The 23,789-nt window shown below is 70.7% G+C and carries 19 protein-coding genes; 7 read left to right on the forward strand and 12 right to left on the reverse strand.

The window, feature by feature from the left end:
• The first annotated feature begins 48 nt into the window (after positions 1-48).
• Positions 49-2,073, forward strand: coding sequence for an N-acetylmuramoyl-L-alanine amidase (locus HJD23_RS40165; protein WP_171112457.1), 2,025 nt, complete (start codon positions 49-51; stop codon positions 2,071-2,073).
• 7 nt (positions 2,074-2,080) lie between these two features.
• On the opposite strand, the gene HJD23_RS40170 is transcribed toward HJD23_RS40165, so the two are convergent.
• Both HJD23_RS40170 and HJD23_RS40175 read right to left on the reverse strand, forming a co-directional pair.
• Entirely contained in the window at positions 2,081-2,908 is an 828-nt protein-coding gene (locus tag HJD23_RS40170) for a tyrosinase family protein (protein WP_171112455.1), read from the reverse strand.
• A gap of 31 nt (positions 2,909-2,939) precedes the next feature.
• Positions 2,940-3,359: a tyrosinase cofactor gene (locus HJD23_RS40175; protein ID WP_171112453.1), complete on the reverse strand. Its 420-nt coding sequence runs from the start codon at positions 3,357-3,359 to the stop codon at positions 2,940-2,942.
• Positions 3,360-3,682: 323 nt separating this feature from the next.
• Between HJD23_RS40175 and HJD23_RS40180 the strand changes: the two genes are divergently transcribed.
• On the forward strand, positions 3,683-4,666 hold the full coding sequence (locus HJD23_RS40180) for an aldo/keto reductase (RefSeq protein WP_171112451.1): 984 nt from the start codon (positions 3,683-3,685) through the stop codon (positions 4,664-4,666).
• A gap of 62 nt (positions 4,667-4,728) precedes the next feature.
• Complete coding sequence (locus tag HJD23_RS40185) at positions 4,729-5,226, forward strand: DUF6328 family protein (protein WP_171112449.1); 498 nt, start codon at positions 4,729-4,731, stop codon at positions 5,224-5,226.
• Positions 5,227-5,259: 33 nt separating this feature from the next.
• On the opposite strand, the gene HJD23_RS40190 is transcribed toward HJD23_RS40185, so the two are convergent.
• The 4 genes from HJD23_RS40190 to HJD23_RS40205 all read right to left on the reverse strand — a co-directional run bounded on the left by HJD23_RS40190 (position 5,260) and on the right by HJD23_RS40205 (position 9,284).
• Positions 5,260-5,925, reverse strand: a complete 666-nt coding sequence (locus tag HJD23_RS40190) for a DUF2238 domain-containing protein (protein WP_171112447.1) — start codon at positions 5,923-5,925, stop codon at positions 5,260-5,262.
• Between the two features lie 123 nt (positions 5,926-6,048).
• Positions 6,049-6,474 carry an SsgA family sporulation/cell division regulator gene (locus tag HJD23_RS40195; RefSeq protein ID WP_171112445.1) on the reverse strand — a complete coding sequence of 142 codons (426 nt, stop codon included), beginning with the start codon at positions 6,472-6,474 and terminating at the stop codon, positions 6,049-6,051.
• 105 nt (positions 6,475-6,579) lie between these two features.
• Positions 6,580-7,551, reverse strand: a complete 972-nt coding sequence (locus tag HJD23_RS40200; protein ID WP_171112443.1) for an LLM class F420-dependent oxidoreductase — start codon at positions 7,549-7,551, stop codon at positions 6,580-6,582.
• A 74-nt stretch (positions 7,552-7,625) separates the two neighbouring features.
• A complete protein-coding gene (locus tag HJD23_RS40205; RefSeq protein WP_171112441.1) occupies positions 7,626-9,284 on the reverse strand; it encodes an APA family fibronectin-binding glycoprotein in 1,659 nt (552 codons plus the stop codon).
• 394 nt (positions 9,285-9,678) lie between these two features.
• Here HJD23_RS40205 and HJD23_RS40210 point away from each other — a divergent pair, with 394 nt between their 5' ends.
• Positions 9,679-10,698 carry a serine/threonine-protein kinase gene (locus HJD23_RS40210; protein ID WP_171112439.1) on the forward strand — a complete coding sequence of 340 codons (1,020 nt, stop codon included), beginning with the start codon at positions 9,679-9,681 and terminating at the stop codon, positions 10,696-10,698.
• Positions 10,699-10,718: 20 nt separating this feature from the next.
• Here the strand turns inward: HJD23_RS40210 and HJD23_RS40215 are convergent, their stop codons facing one another.
• From HJD23_RS40215 to HJD23_RS40230, 4 genes are all read right to left on the reverse strand, one after another.
• Entirely contained in the window at positions 10,719-10,949 is a 231-nt protein-coding gene (locus tag HJD23_RS40215; RefSeq protein ID WP_171112436.1) for a helix-turn-helix transcriptional regulator, read from the reverse strand.
• A 201-nt stretch (positions 10,950-11,150) separates the two neighbouring features.
• Positions 11,151-13,571, reverse strand: a complete 2,421-nt coding sequence (locus tag HJD23_RS40220; RefSeq protein ID WP_171112434.1) for a SpoIIE family protein phosphatase — start codon at positions 13,569-13,571, stop codon at positions 11,151-11,153.
• Positions 13,543-13,896 (reverse strand): hypothetical protein, encoded by a 354-nt coding sequence (locus tag HJD23_RS40225; RefSeq protein WP_171112432.1) that lies wholly within the window; start codon positions 13,894-13,896, stop codon positions 13,543-13,545. Before HJD23_RS40225 ends, HJD23_RS40220 begins: the two co-directional genes overlap by 29 nt.
• A 241-nt stretch (positions 13,897-14,137) precedes the next feature.
• The gene (locus tag HJD23_RS40230; protein ID WP_171112430.1) at positions 14,138-17,425 is read right to left on the reverse strand and encodes a type I polyketide synthase; all 3,288 of its coding nucleotides are present in this window, start codon (positions 17,423-17,425) and stop codon (positions 14,138-14,140) included.
• A 423-nt stretch (positions 17,426-17,848) separates the two neighbouring features.
• On the opposite strand from HJD23_RS40230, the gene HJD23_RS40235 reads away from it, so the two are divergent.
• Together HJD23_RS40235 and HJD23_RS44825 are read left to right on the forward strand one after the other, a co-directional pair.
• Positions 17,849-18,472 (forward strand): hypothetical protein, encoded by a 624-nt coding sequence (locus HJD23_RS40235; RefSeq protein ID WP_171112429.1) that lies wholly within the window; start codon positions 17,849-17,851, stop codon positions 18,470-18,472.
• Between the two features lie 130 nt (positions 18,473-18,602).
• Positions 18,603-19,145 (forward strand): hypothetical protein, encoded by a 543-nt coding sequence (locus HJD23_RS44825; protein ID WP_171112427.1) that lies wholly within the window; start codon positions 18,603-18,605, stop codon positions 19,143-19,145.
• A 149-nt stretch (positions 19,146-19,294) separates the two neighbouring features.
• Here the strand turns inward: HJD23_RS44825 and HJD23_RS44830 are convergent, their stop codons facing one another.
• Together HJD23_RS44830 and HJD23_RS40250 are read right to left on the reverse strand one after the other, a co-directional pair.
• Positions 19,295-20,875, reverse strand: coding sequence for a DUF6777 domain-containing protein (locus tag HJD23_RS44830; RefSeq protein ID WP_171134125.1), 1,581 nt, complete (start codon positions 20,873-20,875; stop codon positions 19,295-19,297).
• A gap of 347 nt (positions 20,876-21,222) precedes the next feature.
• Entirely contained in the window at positions 21,223-21,804 is a 582-nt protein-coding gene (locus HJD23_RS40250; RefSeq protein WP_232108308.1) for a hypothetical protein, read from the reverse strand.
• A gap of 460 nt (positions 21,805-22,264) precedes the next feature.
• On the opposite strand from HJD23_RS40250, the gene HJD23_RS40255 reads away from it, so the two are divergent.
• Positions 22,265-23,788, forward strand: a complete 1,524-nt coding sequence (locus HJD23_RS40255; RefSeq protein ID WP_171117074.1) for an ABC transporter substrate-binding protein — start codon at positions 22,265-22,267, stop codon at positions 23,786-23,788.
• Position 23,789: the final 1 nt, after the last annotated feature.

Genomic DNA, 23,789 nt, shown 5'->3' on the forward strand with positions numbered 1-23,789 from the left:
GCGACTCCGCCGTCGTGGTTGCGCCGAGCATCGCCGGAGGCCCTTGCTATGACAGAACCCGCCGCCCCCCGTGTCCCCGATGCCGCCCCCCGTGTCCCCGATGCCGCCCGCCGTGTCCCCGACGCCGTCCGCCGGCGCCGCCGCCGCGTGGTCTGCGTGGTCGCGTCAGTGGCGCTCCAGGTCCCGCTGCTGGTCACGCTGCTGAGCGTGCCATCCGCCGACAAGGATCCGGTCGAGAGCGCCGCGGCGGACGAGCGGCGCCTGCAGGACGTCTTCACGGCCGCCGCCGCCGAGTACGGCGTGCCGCGCAGCGTGCTCATGGCCGTGTCCTACCAGCAGTCGCGATGGGACTCCCATCGCGGAGCGCCGAGCGTCGTCGGCGGCTACGGGCCGATGCACCTGGTGGACGTGCCCTACGCCCAGGGGATGCTGCCCGGCGCGGGTACTCTCGCGGGCCCGCAGACCTCGACGCACAAGGGGAACTCCCGGGGCACCCGCTCCGCGCAGCCGGCCGACCTGCAGCGCGCCGCCCGCCTCATCGGTGCCCCGGTCGAGCAGCTGCGGACGGACCCCGCCGCCAACGTGCGCGGCGGCGCGGCACTCCTCGCGGCGATCCAACGCGAGCTCGGCAAGCCGCTCAGCTCCGACCCGGCCGACTGGTGGGAGGCGGTGGCGCGGTTCCCGGGCATGGGCGACACCGTGTCGGCGAATACATACGCGCACGACGTCTTCACCGTGATCCGGCGCGGCGCCCACCGCACCACCGACGCGGGCCAGCACATCACCCTCCCCGCCAGTCCCGACGTACGGACCCATCCGCACAATCCCCCGCGGCCGAAGGACATCGAGTGCCCGCCGGAGCTGTCCTGCTCCTGGCTCAGAGCCCCGTACGTCGAGATCGGTGACGGCGAATACGGCAACTACGACCCGGCCGACCGGCCCAACGACCAGAAGATCGAGTACATCGTCATCCACGACACCGAGGGGCCCCTGCCGTCCATGTTCAAGACGGTCGAGAACCCGTACGAGGTGTCCTGGCACTACTCGATCCGCTCCAGCGACGGCCACGTCACCCAGCACGTCAGGACGAAGGACGCGGCCCGGCACTCCGGCAGCCAGTACATCAACGCCCGCTCGATCGGCATCGAGCACGAAGGGGTCCTCACCCAGCCCGAGACCTGGTACACCGAGCAGATGTACCAGGCCTCGGCCCGCTTGGTGCGCTACCTGGCCGAGAAGTACGACATCCCGCTCGACCGGCAGCACATCTTCGGCCACGACAACGTGCCGTCCCCGATGGGCGTGACCATCCCCCACATGCACGACGACCCCGGCCCCTTCTGGGACTGGCAGCACTACTTCGACCTGCTCGGCGCGCCGCTGCGCGGCAAGGCCGGACGGGACAGCGACATGGTGATGATGCTGCCCGACTACACCACCCACAAGCCGCTGTTCACCGGGTGCAAGACCGGCGGTGTGCCGTGTGCGCCGCACGGTTCCAGCGCCGTCCGCCTGCACACCGAGCCACGCGACGACGCCCCGCTGATCCAGGACCCGGGCCGCCGCCCGGGCGGCGATCCCTCCACGGAGGACGTCAACGACCTCGGGTCGAGGGTCTCCGCCGGCCAGATCTTCGCCGTCGCCGGGCGCCGCGGCGACTGGACGGCGATCTGGTACCAGGGCCGCAAGGCGTGGTTCAAGAACCCCAAGGTGCGCCCGACGGCCGTCGCCACGACCGGCCGGATGGTGACCCCGAAGGAGGGTCTGAGCGAGATCCCGGTGTACGGGCGTGCCCTCCCGGAGCCGGAGGCCTATCCGGACGATGTGCCCGTGAAGGCCGAGTCGCCGCTCCCGTACAGCCTCCTCGCGGGCCAGCGCTATGTGACACAGGACCATGTCGCCGGTTCCTACGTCGACAAGTCGGGCTCCGACGGCACCTTCCGGGTGGTGAAGGGCGACGAGGAGTTCTACGAGATCCAGTTCGGCCACCGGCTCGCGTACGTCCGCGCGAGCGACGTGGACGTCGTGGACTCACCCGGCGCGGCAGGAGCGCCGTCACGCCCGCGCCGGTGACACGGTTCTAGGCGTCCGTGTCGAACGTGTAGTGGGCGGTGTGGTCCAGCAGGTCCGCCGGGGTGACGTCGTTCCACGGCTTCATCGGCTCGTTCAGGTCGACCACGTTCGGTGTCCCCGCCGCCGGGACATAGCCGGATCCCGGGTGCCGGTGCTGCCACTCGGCCCACAGCTTGTCGATGAAGGCGTGGTGCAGCCAGAACACCGGATCGTTGGGGGAGACCCCGGTGGCCATCTGGCCGCCGACCCAGACGTGCACCCGGTTGTGCAGATTGACCCCGCGCCAGCCCTCCAGATGGTTGCGGAAGCCGTCCGAGGCGCTGTTCCACGGCGCCATGTCGTACGTCGCCATGGCGAGCACGGAGTCCACCTCGGCCCGCGTCGGCAGCTCGCGCACCGCGCTGCCCAGCGACCGGCGCAGGAACGTCCGCCCGTCGACCCGCACGTTGATCGGCCAGTTGCCGCTCGCCGCGGAGAACGGCCCGTCCGACACCCGCCCGTCCCGGGCCCGCCCGTTGCCGCCGAGGAAGTCCGGCCCCCACAGCGAGGACCGCACGGAGCGGTCGGCGGTCCAGTCCCAGTACGGCAGCGCCACCGACGCGTCCACCGACTGCAACGCCCGTTCGAACTCCAGCAGGAATCTGCGATGCCAGGGCAGGAAGGACGGTGAACGATGCCCGGTGCGTTCGCCGTTGTCGGTGTCGCCGAGGATGAAGGCGTTGTGCGTCGTGACGAACTCGTCGTAACGGCCGCTGCGCTTGAGCTCCAGGAGCGCGGCGACGAAACGCCGCTTCTCGTCGGTGGTCAGGCTCGCCTGGTTCTTGCGGACGGTCATGTGCAGTGCTCCAAGTGCGGTGCGTGCAAGGTCAGTTGGCGGGGAACGGGACGAGCTCGGCGCCCTGCAGCTCGTCGACCGCGGCGCGCGCGGCGGCACGCGGGGTGGGCACCGGGTCGTAGTGGCTGACCACGCTGATCCACGTGCCGTCGGCGTTCCGCATCACGTGCAGCTCGGCGCCGTCGACGAACACGGCGTAGCCGCCGCCGTGCTGCTGATGACCGCCCCCCGCGACGGGCCGGCCCTGTATCCGGCGGCCCTTGTAGACCTCGTCGAAGGAGGCGGGGGAGGTGTGGCCGTGGTCGTGCCCGATCGGGTCCGGCGTGCCGGCCGGGGCGGGAGCGGCGTTGGCGTCGGCCGCCGCGCCGGAGGCGACGACAGAGGCGGCACCGGCGGTCGCGGCGAGGGCGGCCGCGGCGGTGAGCGCACGGCGACGGCTGAGTTCCGGCATGCGGACCTCCGGGGGTCAGGGGACGCTGCTTTCGGCAGGTCGTTCGATTGACGACCCCGCATGCCTATCGGTCCGGGGAAGAGCGGGAGAAATCATCCGCGCACGGTTGGATGCAATCCGGACAAGTAGCCACATGTCGTGCAAGGTTGAACTAGGATGATCTTGTCGGCGTGCCTGTCCGGCAGGCCCCGGAAGGGGGAATTCCTTCCCCTGGGAGCGATCTCTCCGGCAATCCTTCGCCGACCGCCGTGGCCACCGTGGCCTGGCTCACTCGGTGAAACTGACGCGAACGCACGCCGGTGACAGGTGACAGACTGACGTCCATGGAAGAGCGTGAATTCGGCAGGTCGGGTCAGCATGCGTCGGTCGTCGGTCTCGGCACCTGGCAACTGGGCGCCGACTGGGGAGACGTCGACGAGAAGGAAGCCCTCACGGTGCTGGAGGCGGCGGCCGAGTCGGGGGTGACCTTCTTCGACACCGCCGACGTCTACGGCGACGGGCGCAGCGAACAGACCATCGCCACGTTCATGAGCAGCCGTCCGGACCTGCATGTGCTGGTCGCGACCAAGATGGGCCGCCGGGTCGAGCAGATCCCCGAGAACTACGTCCTGGACAACTTCCGCGCCTGGAACGACCGGTCCCGCCGCAACCTCGGCGTCGACCGCATCGACCTGGTCCAGCTGCACTGCCCGCCCACGCCCGTCTACTCCTCCGACGAGGTCTTCGACGCCCTCGACACACTGGTCGAGGAGGAGCGCATCGCCGCGTACGGCGTCAGCGTGGAGACCTGTGCCGAGGCGCTCACCGCGATCGCCCGGCCGAACGTGGCGAGCGTGCAGATCATCCTCAACCCGTTCCGGATGAAGCCGCTGCGCGAGGTGCTGCCCGCCGCCCGGGAGGCCGGCGTCGGCATCATCGCCCGGGTGCCGCTGGCGTCGGGCCTGCTGTCCGGCAAGTACACCAAGGACACGGTCTTCCCGGAGAACGACCACCGCACCTACAACCGGCACGGCGAGTCCTTCGACGTGGGCGAGACCTTCTCCGGCGTCGACTACGCCACCGGCGTCGAGGCCGCCGCCGAGTTCGCCGCCCTCGCCCCCGACGGGTACACCCCGGCCCAGCTGGCCCTGCGCTGGATCATCCAGCAGCCCGGCGTCACCACCGTGATCCCCGGCGCCCGCTCCGCGCAGCAGGCTCGCGCCAACGCGGCCGCCGCCGGGCTGCCCGCCCTGCCCGATGCCACCCTCACCGCCATCCAGGACCTCTACAACAGGCGGATCAAGGACCAGGTCGAGACGCGCTGGTAGCGGTTCCGCGCGCGGGGAACCCGGTTGGGAAGACCTTTGGTCATTCTCAACCGGGAGGAACCGTGTCGACCGCGGAAGGCAGTGTGCGCAGGCCCAGGGGGCGCAACGAGACCGAGGAGGAGAGAGCCGACCGCATGTGGGTCGAGCTCATCCAGGAGGTCCGTGTCGCGCAGATGGGCGTCCAGATCCTGTTCGGTTTCCTGCTGACCGTCGTCTTCACCCCGACCTTCTCGGACCTCTCCGACACGGACCGGAGGATCTACATCGTGACCGTGGTCCTGGGGGCCACGGCGACCGGCGCGCTGATCGGGCCGGTGTCCCTGCACCGCCTGGTGTCCGGCCGCCGGGTGAAACCGCAGGCGGTGACCCTGGCCTCCCGGCTGACCATGGTGGGCCTGGTCCTGCTGCTCGCCACCATGGTGTGCTCGCTGCTGTTGATCCTGCGTGTGGCGACCCACGACCCCTACGTGCCGTGGCTGGTCACGGGAGTCCTCCTGTGGTACCTGCTGTGCTGGTTCGCGCTGCCGCTATGGACCCGGCGCCGTCACACGAGTCACTGAGCCGTCGTACGAGTCGCTGAGTCGTCGTACGGGTCACCGACGGGACAGCGCGGCGAGCTGCCGGTCGTGGAACCGGCTGAACAGGAGCAGCGAGGCGGTGGCGCCGACCAGGGCGCAGAACATGTCCCACTGCGTGTCCCACACGTCGCCCTGCGTGGCCAGGAACGCGTCCGCCGCCTCGCCTCCGATCACGGCCGCCGCCCACTCCAGCATCTCGAAGACCGCGCTGAAGGCGAGGCACGCGCACACGGCCAGTGGCGCCAGCCAGCGGCTGCCGCGCAGCGGTGAGGTGCGCACGAGCAACTCCCGTACCAGGATGGCGGGTACGAAGCCCTGCATGAGGTGACCGAAGCGGTCGTAGGGGTTGCGGTCCAGGCCGAAGGTGTCGCGCACCCAGTCGCCGAGCGGGACCTGCGCGTAGGTGTAGTGGCCGCCCAGCACCAGCACCAGCGCGTGCGCGGCCAGCAGGCAGCACAGCAGGCCGGTCATCGGGAACCGCCGCCAGGTCAGGAACAGCAGCGGCAGTCCGACGATCACCCACACCGTCTCCAGGAACCAGGTCGCCCGGTCGTGCGGCTCCCAGGCGGAGACCGCCAGCGCCACGACCACCAGCGCGGCGAGCAGCAGGGGCAGGCGCCGGCCGGAGCGGGTGACGGACAGCGGCGGCATCGGGCGTGGCTCGGGACTGACAGGGGACATGGGAGCGCTCCTCTTCGTGGGAGCCCCATCGTGGCGCCGCCGGGCGACCCGGACATGAGTACGGCTACTCAACTCCGCCATGCGCACAGGCATGAGTCCGGCCGCTCGACTCCCGCCGCACCCTCAGCCCTCGGCGATGACCTCGGCCAGGAAGTCGTCCACCTCGATCCGCTCCTGCCCGGGCGCGACGATCTCGTGGGTCCGGCGCAGGAACGACTCGACGGCCGGGGCCCAGGCGAACACCACCGCGTGATGACGTTCGCCGTCGGACCGGGCGTCGCCGAGGAACTCCATGCGCAGCTCCTCCCACACGCCCGTCGACACCGGGCGGAACCGCACATCGCCCATGCCGACGGGCCGGTGCAGCCCGTCGAGGACCATCTCGCGGTCCAGCCGCCACCGGGCCAGCACATGCCCGTCGTGACTGAACACCGCGGTGACGGCGAACGGGTCGTCGGCGTCGTAGCCGAGGTGGGCGAGCACGGGGAAGCGGTCCGTGGCGCCCGCCTGGAGCTGCATGACCAAGGTCTTGTGCACATTGGGGTTCACGAGAGGGCCTCCGAGGAGAACGGTCGTAGAGACCTCTAGTACCCCTGTCGAGCGCGTGATGCTCAGTCCTGAGGGTGATTCTCCGGTGCCCGCAAGAGGGTTCGCTCACCCAAGGACGTCGCGCAGCGCCGGGAGCAGGGTCTTCGCCGACCAGTCCAGGTACTCCGGCTGCGAGTCGCCGCCGATCTGGACGAGCGCGATCTCCGTGAACCCGGCCTCGGCGTACGGGCGTACCGCCGCCACGAAGTCCTCCGGGTCTTCACCGCAGGGAATCGACTCGGCGACGTCGTCCGGTGACACGAACTGGGTGGCCGACTCGAAGGAATCCGGGTGCGGCAGCTCGGAGTTGACCTTCCAGCCGCTGCCGAACCAGCGGAACTGCGCGTGCGCGCGCTTCACCGCGGCGTCGCGGTCGGTGTCGTAGCAGACCGGCAGCTGGCCCACCCGCGGCTTGCCCGTGCCGCCGTGCCGGTCGAAGGCCTCCAGCAGGCCCGGCTTCGGTTCCGTGGCGATGACGAGGTCGGCGAGCCGGCCCGCCAGCGCGCAGGAGCGTTCGCCGGAGACGGCGATGCCGATCTGCGGCGGCTCGTCGGGCACGTCCCACAGCCGGGCCGACTCCACGTCGAAGTGCGGACCGCGATGGTTCACATGCCCGCCCGCGAACAGCGCCCGGATGATCTCGACCGCTTCCTCCAGCATCTCGTGCCGTACGTCGACGGACGGCCAACCGCCGCCCACCACATGCTCGTTGAGGTTCTCGCCCGACCCGAGACCCAGCCGGAAGCGGCCCTGTGACAGCAGCTGCATGGTCGCCGCCTTCTGCGCCACGACCGCCGGGTGGTAGCGGAAGGTCGGACAGGTCACGTAGGTCATCAGCGGGATGCGGTCCGTCGCCTGCGCGGCCGCGCCCAGCACACTCCACGCGTACGGGGAGTGGCCCTGCGAGCGCAGCCACGGAAAGTAGTGGTCCGAGGTCACGGAGAAGTCGAACCCCGCTTCCTCGGCCCGCACCACGTGGTCCACGAGATCACGGGGGCCGGCCTGTTCGGTCATCATCGTGTATCCGATTTGCACCATGAGGGGCGAGTTTCCGCCTGGGGGGTGCGGAAACGGCGCAGCGGCGAGCGATGGGGATCAGCGGGTCGGGGCCATCAGTCCTCGGCCGGGCGGAAGGTGCGCAGGAAGACGTCCAGTGCCTGGCCGTTCTCGGTGTCGTCCCAGTCCTCGGCCGGGGTCGTCCAGCGCAGTGAGTAGCCGCGGCCGTCGCCGATGAGGAAGCCGCGGCCCAGGGTGCGCACCCTGGTGCCGTCGACGTCGGCGAGCCACTCCATGTCGGCGGCCTGCTGCCCCCGGTACGTCGTCGCTTCGATCTCCCCGAGCCGCCGATAGTCGTCGGCGGCCTGCTGCAGCCCCGGTTCGACGTCGTCGCGCCAGACGGCGACCGGGTCCGGCCCGACGCGCTCGCTGTACGTCACCGCCAGCGTGCGCGGATCGTCGGGCGCGCCGAGCACCACGCGGTACGCCAGGTCGGACGCGCGCGTCGTGCGCAGCGGTTTCCAGCCCTCGGGGAGGGCGATGGAGAAGCCCTCGGGGGAGCGGTAGGTGCGGAAGCCCGGCGGCAGGACGGGGGCCGAGGGGGACGGGGCCGCGCTGGTGGGCGGGGTGCTCGGAGAGGCCGGGGCGTTGGGAGAGGCCGGGGCGCTCGGGCTGGTCGGCGCCGGCGATGTCGGGGTCGGGGCGGGGGTGGACGGGCGGTCCGGCTCCGGTGTGGCCGCGGAGGCGGGCGGGCGGGGCTCGGTGCCGGCCGCGGAGGTATTCGTACCGGGCAGCTCGCGGGTCACGGCGAGGACGGCGACCGCGACCGTGACCACGGCCAGGGTCGTCCCGGCGATCATGGTCCGCCTGCTCCACCCCGGGTCGGCGGCGTGCAGGGCCGTGGCGTACGCGCGGCGCAGCCGGGGGACCGGCGCGGTGGGCAGGGCCGCGTCGGGGTCCTCGTTGACCACCCGGGTGAGCGCCTGGCGCGCCACGGGCCGGGTGAGGCGCTCCCGGGAGTTCTTGCGCAGCAGCCCCTGGATGGCCTGGGTGAGCGGTCCGGCGCGCAGCGGTGTGCGCAGCGGGAGCCGGTCCACACCCTTCAGCGTGGCCTCGGGCCGGTCCCGGTCCCGGAACGGCGGGCGCCCCTCGACCATGGTGTAGAGGATCGCCCCCAGCGCCCACAGGTCGGCGGCGGGGCCGATGCGCTCGTCGCGGGCCTGCTCCGGGGATGCGTACGACAACGCCGTGAGCCGTGGAGCGAGGGTCGCGCCCGCCAGCCCGAAGCCCGCCACCACGACCGGACCCTCCTCGCGGACGAAGACCTGGCCGGGGCTCAGCTCGCCGTGCGTGATGCCCTGGCCGTGCGCGGCCTCCAGCACGTCGAGCAGCTCCAGCCCGATCCGGGCTGCCCGTACGTAGTTGAACGAACCGTGCTCCGCGAGCAGTTCCCCGAGCGGTGTACCGCCGATCCACTCGGTGACCGTCCAGAGCGCGCCCTGCTCGGCGACCGCGTCGACGACGGTCGTGACCCGTCCGGGGCACAGCCGTCCCATCGTCTCGGACGTGCGCATGATGCGTCCGACGGTCCGGCGCGCGGCGTCCCCGTCCGGCTCGCCCGGCAGCCCGACCTGGGTCAGCAGACAGGGGCGCCCGGCCTCGACGTCCTCCGCGTACCAGCAGACGCGGTTCGTTTCCCGATGGACGACCTCAAGGAGTCGGTACCTCCCGGCGACCAATTGGTGTGCGGAGACGTACGTCTTGCTCATGGTCATCCCTCGCTGAACGCCTGGCTCTCACCTTTCCCAGAGGTACGCGGGGCGCCACGGAGTGTGTTCAACGAGGGGCGTGCATATTCCGCTGCGGCGGCATTTTTGACGTTCCGTCAGTGCGCCGCACCCCTTCCGTCGGACCGGCGCCCTCGCCGCGGCGGAGTCATGGAGCCACGTCGGGCCGCGCGGCCCGTGGGTCGGGGATCATCCTGCATCGGAACGGAGCGGACCCCTGCTCCGCGCCGACGCCCACGGTCCGGCAGGTGTGGTCGGCGGTGGATAGAATCGCACGTAGGAAGCAGCACTTTTCGCCTGAAGCGGCGCTATTCACCCGCGGGCGCTGCGGCACCGCGGCAGTGCGCAGCCGTGGCCGGTCGGTCCGGTGGGAGGGCGCCTGATGGGCACGGCAGTGAATGACATGAGTCTGTACACGGGCCGGCCCTCCGGCCTCATCGGAAAGCAGATCGCGGGCTACCGGATCGAGCGTGTGATCGGCCGCGGTGGGATGGCGGTCGTCTACCGTGCGAAGGACCTCCGTCTGGACCGCACGGTGGCGCTCAAGCTGATCGCCCCGGAGCGCGCTGCCGACGACACGTTTCGGCGCCGTTTCACCTACGAGTCACGGGTGGCCGCGGCGATCGACCACCCGCACATCGTGCCGATCTTCGAAGCCGGTGAGACGGACGGCGTCCTGTACATCGCCATGCGTTACGTCTCCGGTATGGACCTGCGCGCCATGCTGGACCGGGAGGGTCCACTCCCCGTCGCGACCGCCCTGCGCATCGCCACCCAGGTGGCATCCGCGCTCGACGCGGCCCACGAGCACGATCTGGTGCACCGGGATGTCAAGCCCGGCAACATCCTGGTCGCCGCGGGCACCGACAGCGACCACCCCGAACACGTCTATCTCACGGACTTCGGGCTGACGAAGAAGTCGCTGTCGCTCAGCGGCTTCACCGCCGCGGGCGAGTTCGTCGGCACGCTCGACTACATGGCGCCGGAACAGATCTCCGGCCGGCCGGTGGACGGCCGGTGCGATCTCTACAGCCTCGCCTGTGTGGTCTACGAATGCCTCGCCGGCGGGCCGCCCTTCCAGCGTGACGAGGACGTGGCGCTGCTGTGGGCGCACCAGTACGACCAGCCGCCTCGGCTGACCGAGCGGCGGGCGGGGATCGCGCCCGCCGCCGCCGACGTCATGGCGAAGGGCCTGGCGAAGATCCCCGAGGACCGCTACGGCTCCTGCCTGGACTTCGTTGCGGCCCTGCGCGTCGCCGCCGGGAACGGCGGCGACCGAGGCGCTCATCCACCCTCCCCCGTGGATGCCGGGCCGCTCGGTGTCTCGGGGAACCCCGCGCCACCACCGGAGCCTCCGGCCTGGGCCCGGCCGGTCTTCCGCGGCCCGCCCGGCGGGCCGTAGACCGCTGCGGCTCCCGGGTGTCACAGTCCCAGGGAGATGGCCAGCCGGGTCAGTTCCGCGGTGCTGTTGATCCCCAACTTGGCCCGGATGCGGCGGAGATAGGCGTCCACCGTGTGCTTGGAGAGCCCCATGTGGCGGGCTGTCTGCAGGTAGGTGCGTCCCGCGGCGATGTGCCGCAGCGTCTCCTGTTCGCGCGGGGCCAGCACGGGTGCGGGGGCTTCGGCGAGCGGCGTCGTGATGGTGAGGCTCATGGGCGTTTCTCCGAGGGGGGCCGGCTCGGTCATCCCTGCTCACAGCCCTGGAAGCTGGAAGACATATGCCGGAATGTCGCTATTTGTCCTCTTGGTCCAAAATCCTGCCCTCGCGACTTCATGACCGTGTCCTCGGACTGTCACAGGCCTGTCACAGGGCACGTCACGCCGGACACGACGCTCCTTGAACCCTCGGCGCCCTCAGTACCCGGCGAGGGACTGCTCGGCCCAGATGGTCTTGCCGATGGGCGCGTGCCGGGTGCCCCAGCGCTGGGCGAGCTGGGCGACCAGCAGCAGGCCGCGCCCTCCCTCGTCGAAGGTCCGGGCCCGCCGCATGTGCGGGGCGGTACTGCTCGAGTCGGAGACCTCGCAGATCAGGGTGCTGTTCTCGTGAATCAGCCGCAGCTGGATGGGCGGCCGGCCGTAGCGGATGGCATTGGTGACCAGTTCGCTGACCATGAGTTCGGTGACGAAGGTGGCCTCATCGAGCCCCCAGGCCGTCAGCTGGTCGGCGGTACGCCGACGGGCCTGGGCGACGATCGAGGGGTCGGACGGCAGCTCCCAGGCGGCGACCCGATCGGCATGGAGGGCACGGGTACGGGCGACGAGCAGGGCGACGTCGTCCTCGGGACGGTGGGTCAACAGACCGGTCAGTACCCGGTCGCAGACCGTCTCCAGGGTGGAGGCGGGACGGGACAGGGCCGCGAACATGCCGTCCAGGGCGTCGTCGATGTCGTGGTCGCGGGTCTGCAGCAGACCATCGGTGTAGAGGGCGAGGATGCTGCCCTCGGCGAGTTCGGTCTCCACGGTCTCGAAAGGCAGGCCGCCCAGCCCCAGCGGCGGGCCCACCGGGACATCGAGGAGATACACGGCGCCGTCGGGGGAGACCACGGCGGGCGGGGGATGGCCGGCCCGGGCGAGGGTGCAGTGGCGGGAGACCGGGTCGTAGACGACGTACAGGCAGGTGGTGCCGATACCCCCGGCGCCTTCCGTGCCTGCCTCGTCGGTGGCCAGGTGGATGATGAGGTCGTCGAGGTGGGTGAGCAACTCGTCGGGCGGCAGGTCGACGTCCGCCAGAGTGCGCACCGCGGTGCGCAGCCGGCCCATGGTGGCGGCGGCACGCATGCCATGGCCGACGACGTCGCCCACGACCAGGGCCACCCGAGCCCCGGACAGCGGGATCACGTCGAACCAGTCGCCGCCCACGCCGGACTCGGTACTGGCGGGCAGATAGCGGGAGGCGATCTCGAGTGCCGGCTGATCGGGCAGCGTCTGCGGGAGCAGGCTGCGCTGCAGGGTCATGGTGTTGGTGCGCTCCCGGGTGTGACGGCGCGCGTTGTGGATACTGACGGCCGCCCTCGTCGTGAGCCGCTCGGCCAGCCGCAGGTCTTCCGGCTCGAAGGGCTCCCGGCGCTGGTGACGGCCGAAGACGGCCATGCCGAGAGCGACACCGCCGGCGCGCAGCGGCACCGCCATCATCGAGTGGGTCCCGTACTCGCGGACCCAGGCGGCCCCGGGGTCCTGGGCCACCCATCGGGCGATGACCGGGTCGTCCGTCCCGTACATCACGCCACGGCCCGCAGTCAGGCACTCGGCGGGAGGTGACAGCGGCGGATAGACGATCGTCCCTCCGACCCCCACCGGGGACTCCGGGCTTCCTGCGAGGACCGACCGCACAGCGGTACGGCACATGGCGACCGGACCCGCCGCTGGGCCGGGGGGCGGCTCGTCGCCGCGCGGGGGAGGGTCGAGCAGGTCTACGGCCACGAAGTCGGCGAGCCGGGGGACGGTGACGTCGGTCAGTTCCTGCGCGGTGCGGGCGCTGTTCAGGGTGGTGCCGATGTGGGCGTCGGCGTCGCTCAACAGGGACGGCTGCTGCCGGGTGCTCTCGACTTCCGTCCTGTCGTGCGCGGCCAGGCACACGGCTCGCACCTGGCCGTCCGGGTCCCGCAACGGGGCCAGCGAGGTCGCCCAGTCGTGTTCCGCGCTCGTACCCGCGGGCCGGACGAAGGTCCCCACACGCTGCGGCTCACCGGTCTCCAACGCCAGGCGCATCCTCCGTTCGATCTCGTCGCTCACGGGATCCGGCGCGATGTCCGGCAGACGCAGCCCCCGCATCGCGGCCTCCGAGAGGGACAGCGCCCGCTCCACGCCGGCATTCGCCCGCATCAGGCGCAGGTCCGTGTCGAAGATCGCCAGGAGGCAGGGGGACTGGGTGAACGCCCATTCCCTCATGGATTCGCTCCAGGGCGTGCGGGATGTGCCGGGCACAGGGGACAGCACAAGCCACTTGCCGGCCCCGCCGGTGGTCGTCGAGCGGTGCGCGAGAAGTCCCACGTCCACCCGGTGGCCGTCCCGGTGCCGCAGCGCCACGGTGCCGCTCCACCGCTCCTGCCCGGGCGGGGCCCGCCGCGCCGCATCGCTGACGACATCGGCGAGCAGACGGGCGGCGGGCAGCCCTATGACCTCGGAGGTCACATAGCCGAGCAGCCGACGCGCACCCTCACTCCAACCGATCACGATGCCCTGCTCGTTGATGGTGGCCGAGGCCGTGTCCGCCGAGTGACGGGAGGGGTCCGTCTCCTCCGGCCGCTCACCAGGAGAGATGGGAAATCGTTCCATCGCCGCTCATCTCGCCCTCGCTAGTTCCCTTCCCGCTGTCCCTACGGGGACCCGCACGCGAAAGGACTCCACTGACCAGCATGATCCAGCGAGGCCGGGAGCACCAACGCAGTGCTGCGACTTCGCCGACCAGCCGCTTGGCGGCGGCAACGGCGCGACGGATCTGGTCGGGTGAGTGGTCGCACGTGATGAAGAAGCGCAGCCGGGCGTCGTGACTGTCCCCGGTGTTGATGCCCGCCTCGCGCGCGAGACCGGCGAACAGCGCGGAGTTCGCGGAAAGCTTGGCCTGGACGAGGGCGGGCAGGCCGGCGATGTCGCCGTCCATGCTGTACACGCCCTCGATGACCACGAGCACTCGCCGGTACTGGCAGGGCGAGGGAGTCGTGGACGACGAGGCCGCCCGGTCCGACGAGGTGCCTGATGACGGTGACCTCGGCGGCATGCCCATCGACCAGGGTGATTGCGGCTTCGCATCCGAGCAGGTCGGCGACTTCGGTCTTGAGCTCCACGTGGAGCCGAGGGCCGCCCGACAGCAGCCCGAGAAGGAAAGAAGCACTCGATCCGCGTCAGCTGTTCGGGCAGGGGGGTGGTGACGGCCGTACGTGGACCTGCGGGCGGCGACGGCGGGGGTCCGTCGCCCTGGCCGGCGCGTTGTCCGGGACGGCTGCCGGTGCGGCATCCGGGCATCCACTCGCGATCATCGCGGCGATGCTGCTGATGGTCGGCCGGACGGCTGCCTTCTCGTCGAAGGTCCACGACGGCCACTGCCGCTTGAGGGAGGTGATCAGGTCGGTCAGCATCAGCGAGTCGAAGCCGAGCTCGTCGATCAGCAGCTGGTCGCCGCGCAGATGACTCACCGGAAACGCGCTGATCCGGGCCACATGCGCGAGCACGGCGTCGGTGACCTCGTCGCCGTCACCGGTCGGCGAAGGCTCCTCGGGGACGACGACCGGGGAGGCGGGCACAGGTGCGGTTCCGGCCATCGGCGGGGCGGTGATCGGTGCGTCGGCGTTCTGTGCGGGGAGCGACTCGGTGAGACGGGTGAGCAGTGTCACCTGCTGCCGGGCCAGCTGGACCAGTTCGCTCAGCGGGTCGTTCATCGGGGTGTCCACGTGCGGTGCGGGCCCGGCCGGGCGGGAGACGGCGTACGTGTACTTCGGCGCGGTGCCCCGACCCGGCACCCAGTAGGACTGGGTGGCGAGCCTCGCCACCGGCAGGTCCAGCAGTCGGCGCTCTCCCTCGGGAACCAGGGCGCGCGGGTCGACCGGAGCGCCCAGCACCGCGAGCCGCCCGAGGCCCAGAACGAAGCCACGTCCACCGTCCGGCTCCGCCCCGCCCGCGGGGACGACGTGAACGTCGTCGCGGCCGGTGAGATTGCGGCGGACCGAGGTGAGGAGCGAGCCGTCCCCGGTCACCTGGAAGAAGACCCGGGCGCCCTGGTCGTAGGCGGTCCGGACGGCATCGCCGAAGTGGACCGGCGCCGACGCGTGACGCGTCCACAGCTCGCGCAGTCGGTAGGGGTCGGTGCAGACGGCCGCGTCCACACACGAGACGAACGGCAGGACGGGGCTGCCGATGGGACGGTCGGCGAGGTCCGCGCGCACGGCCTCGTCGGCGGCGGCGAGCCGCGGCGAGTGGAAGGCGTTCGACACCCCGAGCGCGGTCGTGCCGATCCCCGCCTCGGCGCAGACGCGCCGCAGGGCGGCAAGCCCCCGCCGCGTGCCGCTGACCACGACCTGCCGCGGCTCGTCGAAGCAGGCGAGCCACACGTCGTCGATGCCGTCGATGAGCCGTCGGCACGTCTCCTTGTCACTCCGCACGGCGAGCATCCCGCCCCGGGTGCCGGGCTCGGCCTGCCGGAGGGCCGCGCCCCGACGGGCCAGCAACCGGATGGTGTCCTCGTCGGTGAGCGCTCCGGCCGCCGCAGCCGCGGCGAACTCCCCGACGCTGTGGCCGAGGGTGAGGTCGGGGGTGATGCCGCAGTCGGCGAGGAGGCGCGTAGCGGCGATCTGGACGGTACCGAGCAAGGGCTGGCACACCTCGGTGGCGGCGAGCCACTGCGTGCGCTCCTCGCAGCCGGACGTCGCCTCGCCGTAGAGCAGCTCGACGAGGTCGACGCCGATGTCCTGCCGCGCCACGGCGCCGAGCACGTCGACGGCCGCCCGGAAGCCGGTGAACCTCTCGTAGAAGTCCCGCGTCATGTGCGGCCGCTGACTGCCCTGACCGGGGAAGAGGAAGGCGATGCGGCGCTGCTCGGACGGCAGGGGAGCGTCGGCGGCGAAGGCGCCGTCGCCGAGGTCGCCCCGGGCGCCGTCGGCGAACTGCCGGCGAGCCCGGCGCAGCCGCCCGGTGAATTCATCCGTGTCGGCGGCCACGATCGCGAGCCGGGCCGTCAGCGGCTCACGCGACCCCAGAGTGTGGGCCAGCGCCGCGATCGGCGCGCCCGGCGCGTGGTCCACCGCGTCGAGTACGTCGCCGATGTGCCGCTCCAGCAGCTCAGGGCTCCCGGCCGAGAGCAGCACGAGATGAGGTCCGGTGCCTTCGGTACGCCCCGATGCGCCGCCGACGGCTGGGGCGGGCCGCTCCTCCAGGACCACATGGACGTTTGTGCCGCCGAAACCGAACGAGCTGACGGCGGCACGCCGCGGGGCGCCCGCGCGCGGCCACGGCCGCGCGGTGCCGGCGAAGCGCAGGCCCGCCGCGGAGATGCCGAGGTCCGGATGAGCGATGGTCTCCGGCTGCGGCACGATGGTGCGGTGGTGGACGACCAGGGCCGTCTTGATCAGTGCCGCGATGCCCGCGGCGGACAGGGAGTGCCCGATGAGGGCCTTGCCCGAGGCGAGGTAGCACAGACCGGGGTCGTCGTCGGGGTACTCCGTGCGCAGCCGGCGCAGCGCCTCGACCTCGGCGCGGTCGCCGGCGGCGGTGCCGGTGCCATGGGCTTCGAGGAAACCCACCGATGAGGGCGGCACACCGGCGTCGTCATAGGCCCGGCGCATGGCGCGCAGCCGGCCTTCGGGGGTGGGGGCCAGCGGCCCCGGGCTCGTGCCGTCGTGGGCCGAACCGATGCCCTTGATCACGGCATAGACACGGTCGCCGTCGGCGAGTGCGTCGGACAGCGGGCGTACGACGACGGCACCGGCGCCTTCGCCGAGGAGGAAGCCGTCGGCCCGCTCGTCGAACGGGCGGCACACCCCGGAGGCGGACAGCGCGCGGAGCTTGGAGAAGCCGATCAGGCTGTCGGGGGTGAGATTGAGGTACACCCCGCCGACGACGGCGATCCGGCAGGCACCTTGGCGCAGCTGGGCGATCGCCTGGTCGAGGGCGACCAGCGAGCCGGAGCAGGCGGCGTCGACCGCGAAGCTGGGGCCGCCGAGGCCGAAGTGCCGACTGACGGTGCCGGCCGCCGTGTTGAGCAGGCTCCCGGGCAGGGTGAACGCCGGGATGGCCCCGAGCTGTCCTGCGTCCTTGTAGCCGGACACCGACATTCCGAGGAACACCCCGGTGTTGTCCCGGTCGAAGTCGCCGCGGCCCAGCCCCGCGTCGTCGAGGGCCTCGCGGGTGATGTCGAGCAACAGCCGGTGCTGAGGGTCCATGGCACCGGCACGAGCGGGCGGCACCCCGTAGTGGAGGGCGTCGAAGCGGTCAACGCCGTCCAGGAAGGCGACCTGGCCGGTGTACGCGGCATGAAGGGCCGACCGGTCTCCGGGATTGTGGAAGGTCTCGTGGTTCCACCGCTCCCTCGGGACCGCGGAGAACTGCCGTTCCCCGCTCATCAGGAGCTTCCAGTACGAGCGGCTGTCGGGGGCGCCGGGGAAGCGGCAGCCGAGTCCGACGATGGCGATGTCGGTCATGACGGGTCTTCCTTGTCGAGGTGCCCTGGGCGGACAGCGACCGGGGCTGCGGGGACGGGATGTGCGCCCTGGTGGTCAGCGGCGCGCGGCGCATCCTTGATGCGCGCGAGGACGAGAACACCTCGTACCTGCTCTTGCGCAGGGCGGTTGGGTGCCACCGTGCCCGGGGGAGGGGTGGGGCCGTAGTCCCGGCTATTCGTTACTTGACAGGGGCCGTCGGTGGTCATATCCGGCGCCCCGGACGCCGCTTTTACCTACCGGCACGCGCCGCGTCAAGTCCCGACTTGTCGCGGCATGACCAGGGCGCCCCCGTCAGGCCTACTGGAAGTGCGGACCTCACCGACAAGGAAACGAGGAGAACCGCATCGGACCCCCAACCGGCGGGGTTTTTCGAAATCACTTCCAGTCAGTAGGAGAAGCACCATGAACGACATCGTTACGACTCGCACTGCCAACCGTCCCGACCGCCGCCGAATCAGGATCGCAGCACTCGTCAGCTCGGCCGTCGTGGTTGCAGGCGGGGTCATCCTGCCCGCCTCCGCCGCCACCGCGGCTCCGATGCCGGATTCGCAGGTCGTGAGCCTGGTCGAAAAGCACGATGACAAGAGGGACGGCAAGAAGTTCAAGAAGATCAAGAAGGTCAAGAAGGTCAAGAAGCAGGGCAACGGCAACGCCACGGGCGGTAACGGCGGTAATGCCACGTCCAAGGGCAATGGCAATGCCACCGGTGGTAACGGTGGTAATGCCACGACCACGGGCAATGGCAACGCCACGGGTGGTAACGGTGGTAATGCCACGTCCGAAGGCAATGGAAATGCCACCGGTGGTAACGGCGGTGACGCCACGTCCAAGGGCAATGGCGATGCCAATGGTGGTAACGGCGGTAATGCTACGACCACGGGCAATGGCGATGCCAATGGTGGTAACGGCGGTGACGCCACGTCCAAGGGCAATGGCGATGCCAATGGTGGTAATGGCGGTAATGCGACTGCCGAAGGCAATGGCAACGCCACGGGCGGCAATGGCGGCGACGCCACCGCCGGCTGACGCGCACGGCCGTGACCCTGCTCATTTCCGCAGGAGCCGGGTGGTGCAGCCGACGGCCGCGCCACCCGGCCCCACCTCTCACGGCTCCGAAGCGAGCCACCCCATCCCGCACACAAGAAACGAAATGCCCATGATCTCCAACTTCCGGAAGAGCGGCGTGGCCGTTGCCGTCGCCTCCGTCCTGTTCCCCCTCGGTGGTGTGCTGATCCCGGCGGGCACCGCCTTCGCCGCCTCAGCGCCGCACAGCGTGACGGCCTCGGCCTCGTCCGGCGACGACTGGAGCAAGGGAGACAGGAAGGGCGACCGGCACAAGAAGGACAAGAAGAAGGGACGGGACAAGAAGAAGGATCACCACAAGGACGACGACTACTGCCGTCCCAACTCCGGCAATGGTGGCAACGGCGGCAACGGCACGGGCGGCGACGGAACGATTTGCACGGCGCCGGGCGGCACGGGTACCGGCGGCTCCGGCGGCCGCGGCGCTGGCAGGTGCGGCGGCAAGGGGACGGACGGCCGCGGCGGGAGCGGCACCAACGGCAATGGCGGTCCCCCGTGCCCGGACGAGAAGCCGCCCCACGAGCCCGGCCAGGAGGAAGGCGGCGCCCCCTCCGCTCCGGACGCACCGGCTCCGCAGGCCCCGCCCCCTTCGAGCGACGACGTGATCGTCAAGTGAGCGGACACGGCAAGCCCGCTCGTTGAGGCTGCCCTCCGACATCCCGGATGCCTCGTCCCGCCGCCCAGCGGCGGGGCGAGGCATCCGGGTGTGTCGGGTCTGCCGCCTGCCAGTACGCAGCAACCGCCCCCGGCCGCACAGGCTGAAGATCAAGCTGGTTCCCCGGCGAGGGCAAGACGAGCCTCGGGTGGCTGGGCGGGGTTGTCGTTATTGGGCTGAGGTCCTGGGCCGTTGTTGTTCTCGGGCTTGGGTTGGGGGGTGTCGTTGTCGGGCTTGGGTTCTGGGTTGTTGTTCTCGGGCTTGGGTTGGGGGGTGTCGTTGTCGGGCTTGGGTTCTGGGTTGTTGTTCTCGGGCTTGGGTTGGGGGGTGTCGTTGTCGGGCTTGGGTTCTGGGTTGTTGTTCTCGGGCTTGGGTTGGGGGGTGTCGTTGTCGGGCTTGGGTTCTGGGTTGTTGTTCTCGGGCTTGGGTTGGGGGGTGTCGTCGTTGGGCTTGGGTTCTGGGTTGTTGTTCTCGGGCTTGGGTTGGGGGGTGTCGTCGTTGGGCTTGGGTTCTGGGTTGTTGTTCTCGGGCTTGGGTTGGGGGGTGTCGTCGTTGGGCTTGGGTTCTGGGTTGTTGTTCTCGGGCTTGGGTTGGGGGGTGTCGTCGTTGGGCTTGGGTTCTGGGTTGTTGTTCTCGGGCTTGGGTTGGGGGGTGTCGTCGTTGGGCTTGGTGTCGGGGTCCTTGTCGGGCTTGGTTTCGGGGTCGTCCTTGTTGGGCTTGGTGTCGGGGTCCTTGTCCGGTTTGGTTTCGGGGTCGTCCTTGTTGGGCTTGGTGTCGGGGTCCTTGTCCGGTTTGGTTTCGGGGTCGTCCTTGTTGGGCTTGGTGTCGGGGTCCTTCTCTGGTTTGGTTTCGCGGTCGTCGCCGCCGGGCTTGGTGTCGCGGTCCTTCTTTTCAGGCTTGGTGTCCGGCGGCTCGTTCGCCGGAGGCGACTGTGTCGCCGGCAGTGGCCAGTGCTTGGGCGGAGGGGCGGTCTTCTTGTCACGTTCGCCGTTGTCGCCCGAGTGGCGGCGGACCCAGTCCTGGTCCTTCGCGTCGAAGATGACGAATTCCTTCATCTCCGTGGCCGAACGGTTGACGACCACAACCTTCTCCGGCTGGTATCCGGGCCAGGCGGTCCCCTTCTGCTGGGGTGTACCTGTCTGGGCGACCGCACGGCTGAGCGGATTGCCACAGGCGCAACGCACCTTCGGCTCTCCGTAGCCATCGACGAGGACGGCCGTTCCGGCCTGGAGCACTGCCTGGTAGCTGGTGGAGGCGCCGTCGCGGTAGCCGTGGTTGGTGACGCGGGTATCGGAACGCAGCTGTACCGGCGTCAGCGAGCGCAGATAGCCGGGGACCGCGGACTCCGGGATGCTCAGAACCGAGGCGAAGGCTTTGTTCTTGGCCTTGTCGGAGGTCAGATAGCGGATCTGCTTCTCCACGTCGCAACTGGCGGTGTTGTGGCTCCCGCCGTAGAGGCCGGGTTCCGATCCCGCCACACTGCGGATGGCGTTGGGCTTGGTGGGGGGTGTGTTGGGCGCGGCAGCGGGCAACGACGAGGTCGTGTTCGCTGTCGACTGGGTGTACGGATCCGGCCCGGTTGCGTTGGTGGGCTGCAGGATGACCTCGCTGGCCTGGGCCGGTCCACCGACCGGGCGGGTGAGGAAGACCGTCAGACCCACAGCGGCGACAAGGGCGGTGATCGCCGTCATCCGCGGCACGGACCGCCACCAGCGGCCCCTTCCTCCCCCGCCTGGCCGCCGCTTCGGGTGGTCGGGGCCACCCGGGCCCCCCGGGCCACCCGGCCCCCCACCGCCGCTCGGCGGAGGTGGCGGTGGAGGAGGTCCTGCTGGTTCGCCGGAAGGGCGGTCGGCGAGTGGGCCGGAGGGTGGGCCGGTGGGACGCTCTGAGAGCGGTTCGGAATTCACAGCTTTCCCTCCCGCCGGGCGAAGCAATTGTGTAGATCGAAGGATTTGTTAAAGATTCATCCACACTCCGTGTGGATTTCACCCCTTTGGTTCCTATTGTGCGCTTCGGCGTCGCAGAGTCCCAAGCCGGGTCATCGGGACTCGCCCGGCCGGTCAACGACCTGCGTCGGTGCCGGGGTCTCGCCTGCCGTCTGTGTCGGCCTCGTCGTGGTTTCGTCGGCGGACGGTGCGGAGGAGACGGCATAGGTGTCGGCCTGTGTGCCGTCGCAGTACACCCAGCGTTCCTGCTCGGCGTCGTACAGCCACACCGCCTCCCCGTCGATGACCATCCCGGCCCGCAGTCCACGTGTCCGCCGCCGGAAGGCCTCGCCGTCCGCCTTGCCTGCCGCCATGTCCTCCAGGGCCAGCCCGTAGCGGCTGAGCGACTCCCTCACCCGGGCCAGCAGCGGGCGCGCGTCGGCCGTGCGGGTGGGCGGCGCTTCGGCCGCGGGCGGGGTCTGCGGCACGGGAAGCAGTAGGCGGCCGTCGACCCAGGCCGACCAGCCGTTGTGGCACACGATGCGCCCCCAGTCGCCGCGCCGTTCGACCAGCTGGACGGGCAGGAGTGGGTCGAGCGGCACGGTCGGGCGGGAAGGGTCGGGAGTCTCCCAGGCGGCCAGTCCGTCCCTGGGGACGACATGGGTCGGAAGGAAGTCGGCGTCGGGGGTGGCCATGTCTTCCGCTTCCGTTACTTCCGCGTGATCGGTGGCTCGTGACGCCTCGGCAGACGCCTGACGGCGTACCAGAGCACCGCGCGACACACCACCATGGCGGCCGTACTCGGCAGCCACACCCCGGCGGTGAGCTCGAGGTCGCTCGAGTGGGTGCGTCCGATGTGCACGAGTTCGGTCGGGGTCGGCTTTGCAGACCGCTCTGCCATGTCTGGAATTTTAGCTTTCGGAACTTTTTGTCGCCCGGCGGCGCCGGCGGGCCGTCGAGCGGGCACGGTGGGCACCTGGCGGCTTCCGGTTGCGTGCGTTGGTTGGGGGCCTCACGTGAAACCGGTCTCATTGGTTGAGAATTCACCAACCCCGAGATGAAGTTCGGTAAGGCTTACCTCATATACTTCCCAGGCCCTCGCTGCCGCACCGGCGGTGCCGGGCCTGTTCCTTCCTCCCGCACGACAGGACAACCATGCGCACCACCTTCCGCGGCCTCTGCGCGGTGCTCGCTCTCACGCCGCTGCTCGCCGGCTGTTTTGTGTCGGGAGAGGGGGGCTCGGGCGACGATGGCGCGGCCGGTTCGGACGGACGGCTGAGGGTCGCCCTCGCCGTGCCGCCGGTGCAGGCCCTGTCGCCGTACAGCAATGACGCCACCGTGCTGAGCAAGCTCTCCGTCGCCGAGGGCCTCACCGCGCTGAACAAGGACGGGGCCGCCGCGCCCGCGCTGGCCAAGTCGTGGACCCGGAAGAACGACACCACCTGGACCTTCGAACTGCGCACAGCCACCTTCCAGGACGGCACCGAGGTGACCGCCGAGTCGGTCGTCAACGCCCTCGACCACGCGGGCGCGGCCGAGCCCAAGCCCCGTGTCCTCAGCGACGTAACCCTCACCGCCAGGGCCGACGACGCCGACACCGTCACCATCAGCACCAAGACCGCCGACCCCGTGCTCCCGCTGCGGCTGGCCAGCCCCGCCCTCGCCGTCCTCTCCGCGAAGGCGTACCAGAAGGACGGCACCGTCAGCCCGGTCGGCAACGGAACCGGCCCCTTCGAGATCACGAAACTCACCGGCAAGACCGGGGCCACACTTGACCGTTACGACGGCTACTGGGGCGGCAAGGCCAAGGCATCCGGCATCGACGTGACCTGGATCGCCGACGGCACCGCCCGCGCCAACGCCCTGCGCGGCGGCGACGTCGACATCGCCGAGTGGATCCCCACCGCCCAGGCGAAGCTGCTGGACACGGACATCCGCCACGAAGTGCCGTCCGTACGGACCGACAGCCTGGTCCTCAACACCCGCGGCGGCCTCTTCTCCGACGCCTCGCTGCGCGCCGCCGCCCGCGAGGCCGTGGACGGCTCCGCCCTCGTCGACTCCGTCTTCGGCGGGTACGCCGATCCCGCCCAGGGCCTGTTCGGGCCCGCCGTCTCCTGGGCGGCCGATCGGCGCGTCGAGGTGACCGGCCGTGCCAAGGCCGCGACCACGGACCAGGTCAAGGCGAAGGCCAAGGGCAGGACCCTGCGCCTGGCCACCTACACCAACCGCGCCGAACTCCCCGAGGCCGCCAGCGTGCTGCAACAGCAGTTGGAGGAGGCCGGGTTCACCGTGCGGCAGGACGTACGCGAGTACACGCAGATGGAGGCCGACCTGCTCGCCGGCAAGTACGACGCCCTCGTCTTCTCCCGGGTGACGCTCCTGGACACCGGCGACGCGGTCGCGTACCTCGCGAGCGACTACACGAGCGACGGCGTCTACAACATCGCCGGCCTGAAGGACTCCAAGGTGGACCAGGCCATCAAGGCCGCCGCCGAGGAGGGCGACACCGAGCAGCGGCAGCGGAAGATCATGCGGGCCGAGGCGGAGATCCTGCGCACCGACGCGGTGGTGCCGCTGGTCCACGAGAAGGTCGTGCAGGGCATCGCCGCCGACGTCGAGGGCGTCATCCTCGACCCCCGCGAGCGCTCTCTGATCGACGTCGACACGCATCTGAAGTAGC

Source organism: Streptomyces sp. Z423-1, from assembly GCF_013009255.1.
GTDB lineage: Bacteria > Actinomycetota > Actinomycetes > Streptomycetales > Streptomycetaceae > Streptomyces > Streptomyces gossypiisoli.

What these genes read in the sequence shown, in the direction of transcription:
- HJD23_RS40165 (WP_171112457.1), top strand. Translation starts at nt 49, where the DNA reads ATGACAGAACCCGCCGCCCCCCGTGTCCCCGATGCCGCCCCCCGTGTC.
- HJD23_RS40215 (WP_171112436.1), bottom strand. Translation starts at nt 10,949, where the DNA reads ATGAGCCTCACCATCACGACGCCGCTCGCCGAAGCCCCCGCACCCGTG.
- HJD23_RS40235 (WP_171112429.1), top strand. Translation starts at nt 17,849, where the DNA reads ATGAACGACATCGTTACGACTCGCACTGCCAACCGTCCCGACCGCCGC.
- HJD23_RS40225 (WP_171112432.1), bottom strand. Translation starts at nt 13,896, where the DNA reads ATGGACGGCGACATCGCCGGCCTGCCCGCCCTCGTCCAGGCCAAGCTT.
- HJD23_RS40255 (WP_171117074.1), top strand. Translation starts at nt 22,265, where the DNA reads ATGCGCACCACCTTCCGCGGCCTCTGCGCGGTGCTCGCTCTCACGCCG.
- HJD23_RS40205 (WP_171112441.1), bottom strand. Translation starts at nt 9,284, where the DNA reads ATGACCATGAGCAAGACGTACGTCTCCGCACACCAATTGGTCGCCGGG.
- HJD23_RS40200 (WP_171112443.1), bottom strand. Translation starts at nt 7,551, where the DNA reads ATGGTGCAAATCGGATACACGATGATGACCGAACAGGCCGGCCCCCGT.
- HJD23_RS40180 (WP_171112451.1), top strand. Translation starts at nt 3,683, where the DNA reads ATGGAAGAGCGTGAATTCGGCAGGTCGGGTCAGCATGCGTCGGTCGTC.
- HJD23_RS40210 (WP_171112439.1), top strand. Translation starts at nt 9,679, where the DNA reads ATGGGCACGGCAGTGAATGACATGAGTCTGTACACGGGCCGGCCCTCC.
- HJD23_RS44830 (WP_171134125.1), bottom strand. Translation starts at nt 20,875, where the DNA reads ATGACGGCGATCACCGCCCTTGTCGCCGCTGTGGGTCTGACGGTCTTC.
- HJD23_RS40250 (WP_232108308.1), bottom strand. Translation starts at nt 21,804, where the DNA reads ATGGCCACCCCCGACGCCGACTTCCTTCCGACCCATGTCGTCCCCAGG.
- HJD23_RS40175 (WP_171112453.1), bottom strand. Translation starts at nt 3,359, where the DNA reads ATGCCGGAACTCAGCCGTCGCCGTGCGCTCACCGCCGCGGCCGCCCTC.
- HJD23_RS40220 (WP_171112434.1), bottom strand. Translation starts at nt 13,571, where the DNA reads ATGGAACGATTTCCCATCTCTCCTGGTGAGCGGCCGGAGGAGACGGAC.
- HJD23_RS40190 (WP_171112447.1), bottom strand. Translation starts at nt 5,925, where the DNA reads ATGTCCCCTGTCAGTCCCGAGCCACGCCCGATGCCGCCGCTGTCCGTC.
- HJD23_RS40230 (WP_171112430.1), bottom strand. Translation starts at nt 17,425, where the DNA reads ATGACCGACATCGCCATCGTCGGACTCGGCTGCCGCTTCCCCGGCGCC.
- HJD23_RS40170 (WP_171112455.1), bottom strand. Translation starts at nt 2,908, where the DNA reads ATGACCGTCCGCAAGAACCAGGCGAGCCTGACCACCGACGAGAAGCGG.
- HJD23_RS44825 (WP_171112427.1), top strand. Translation starts at nt 18,603, where the DNA reads ATGATCTCCAACTTCCGGAAGAGCGGCGTGGCCGTTGCCGTCGCCTCC.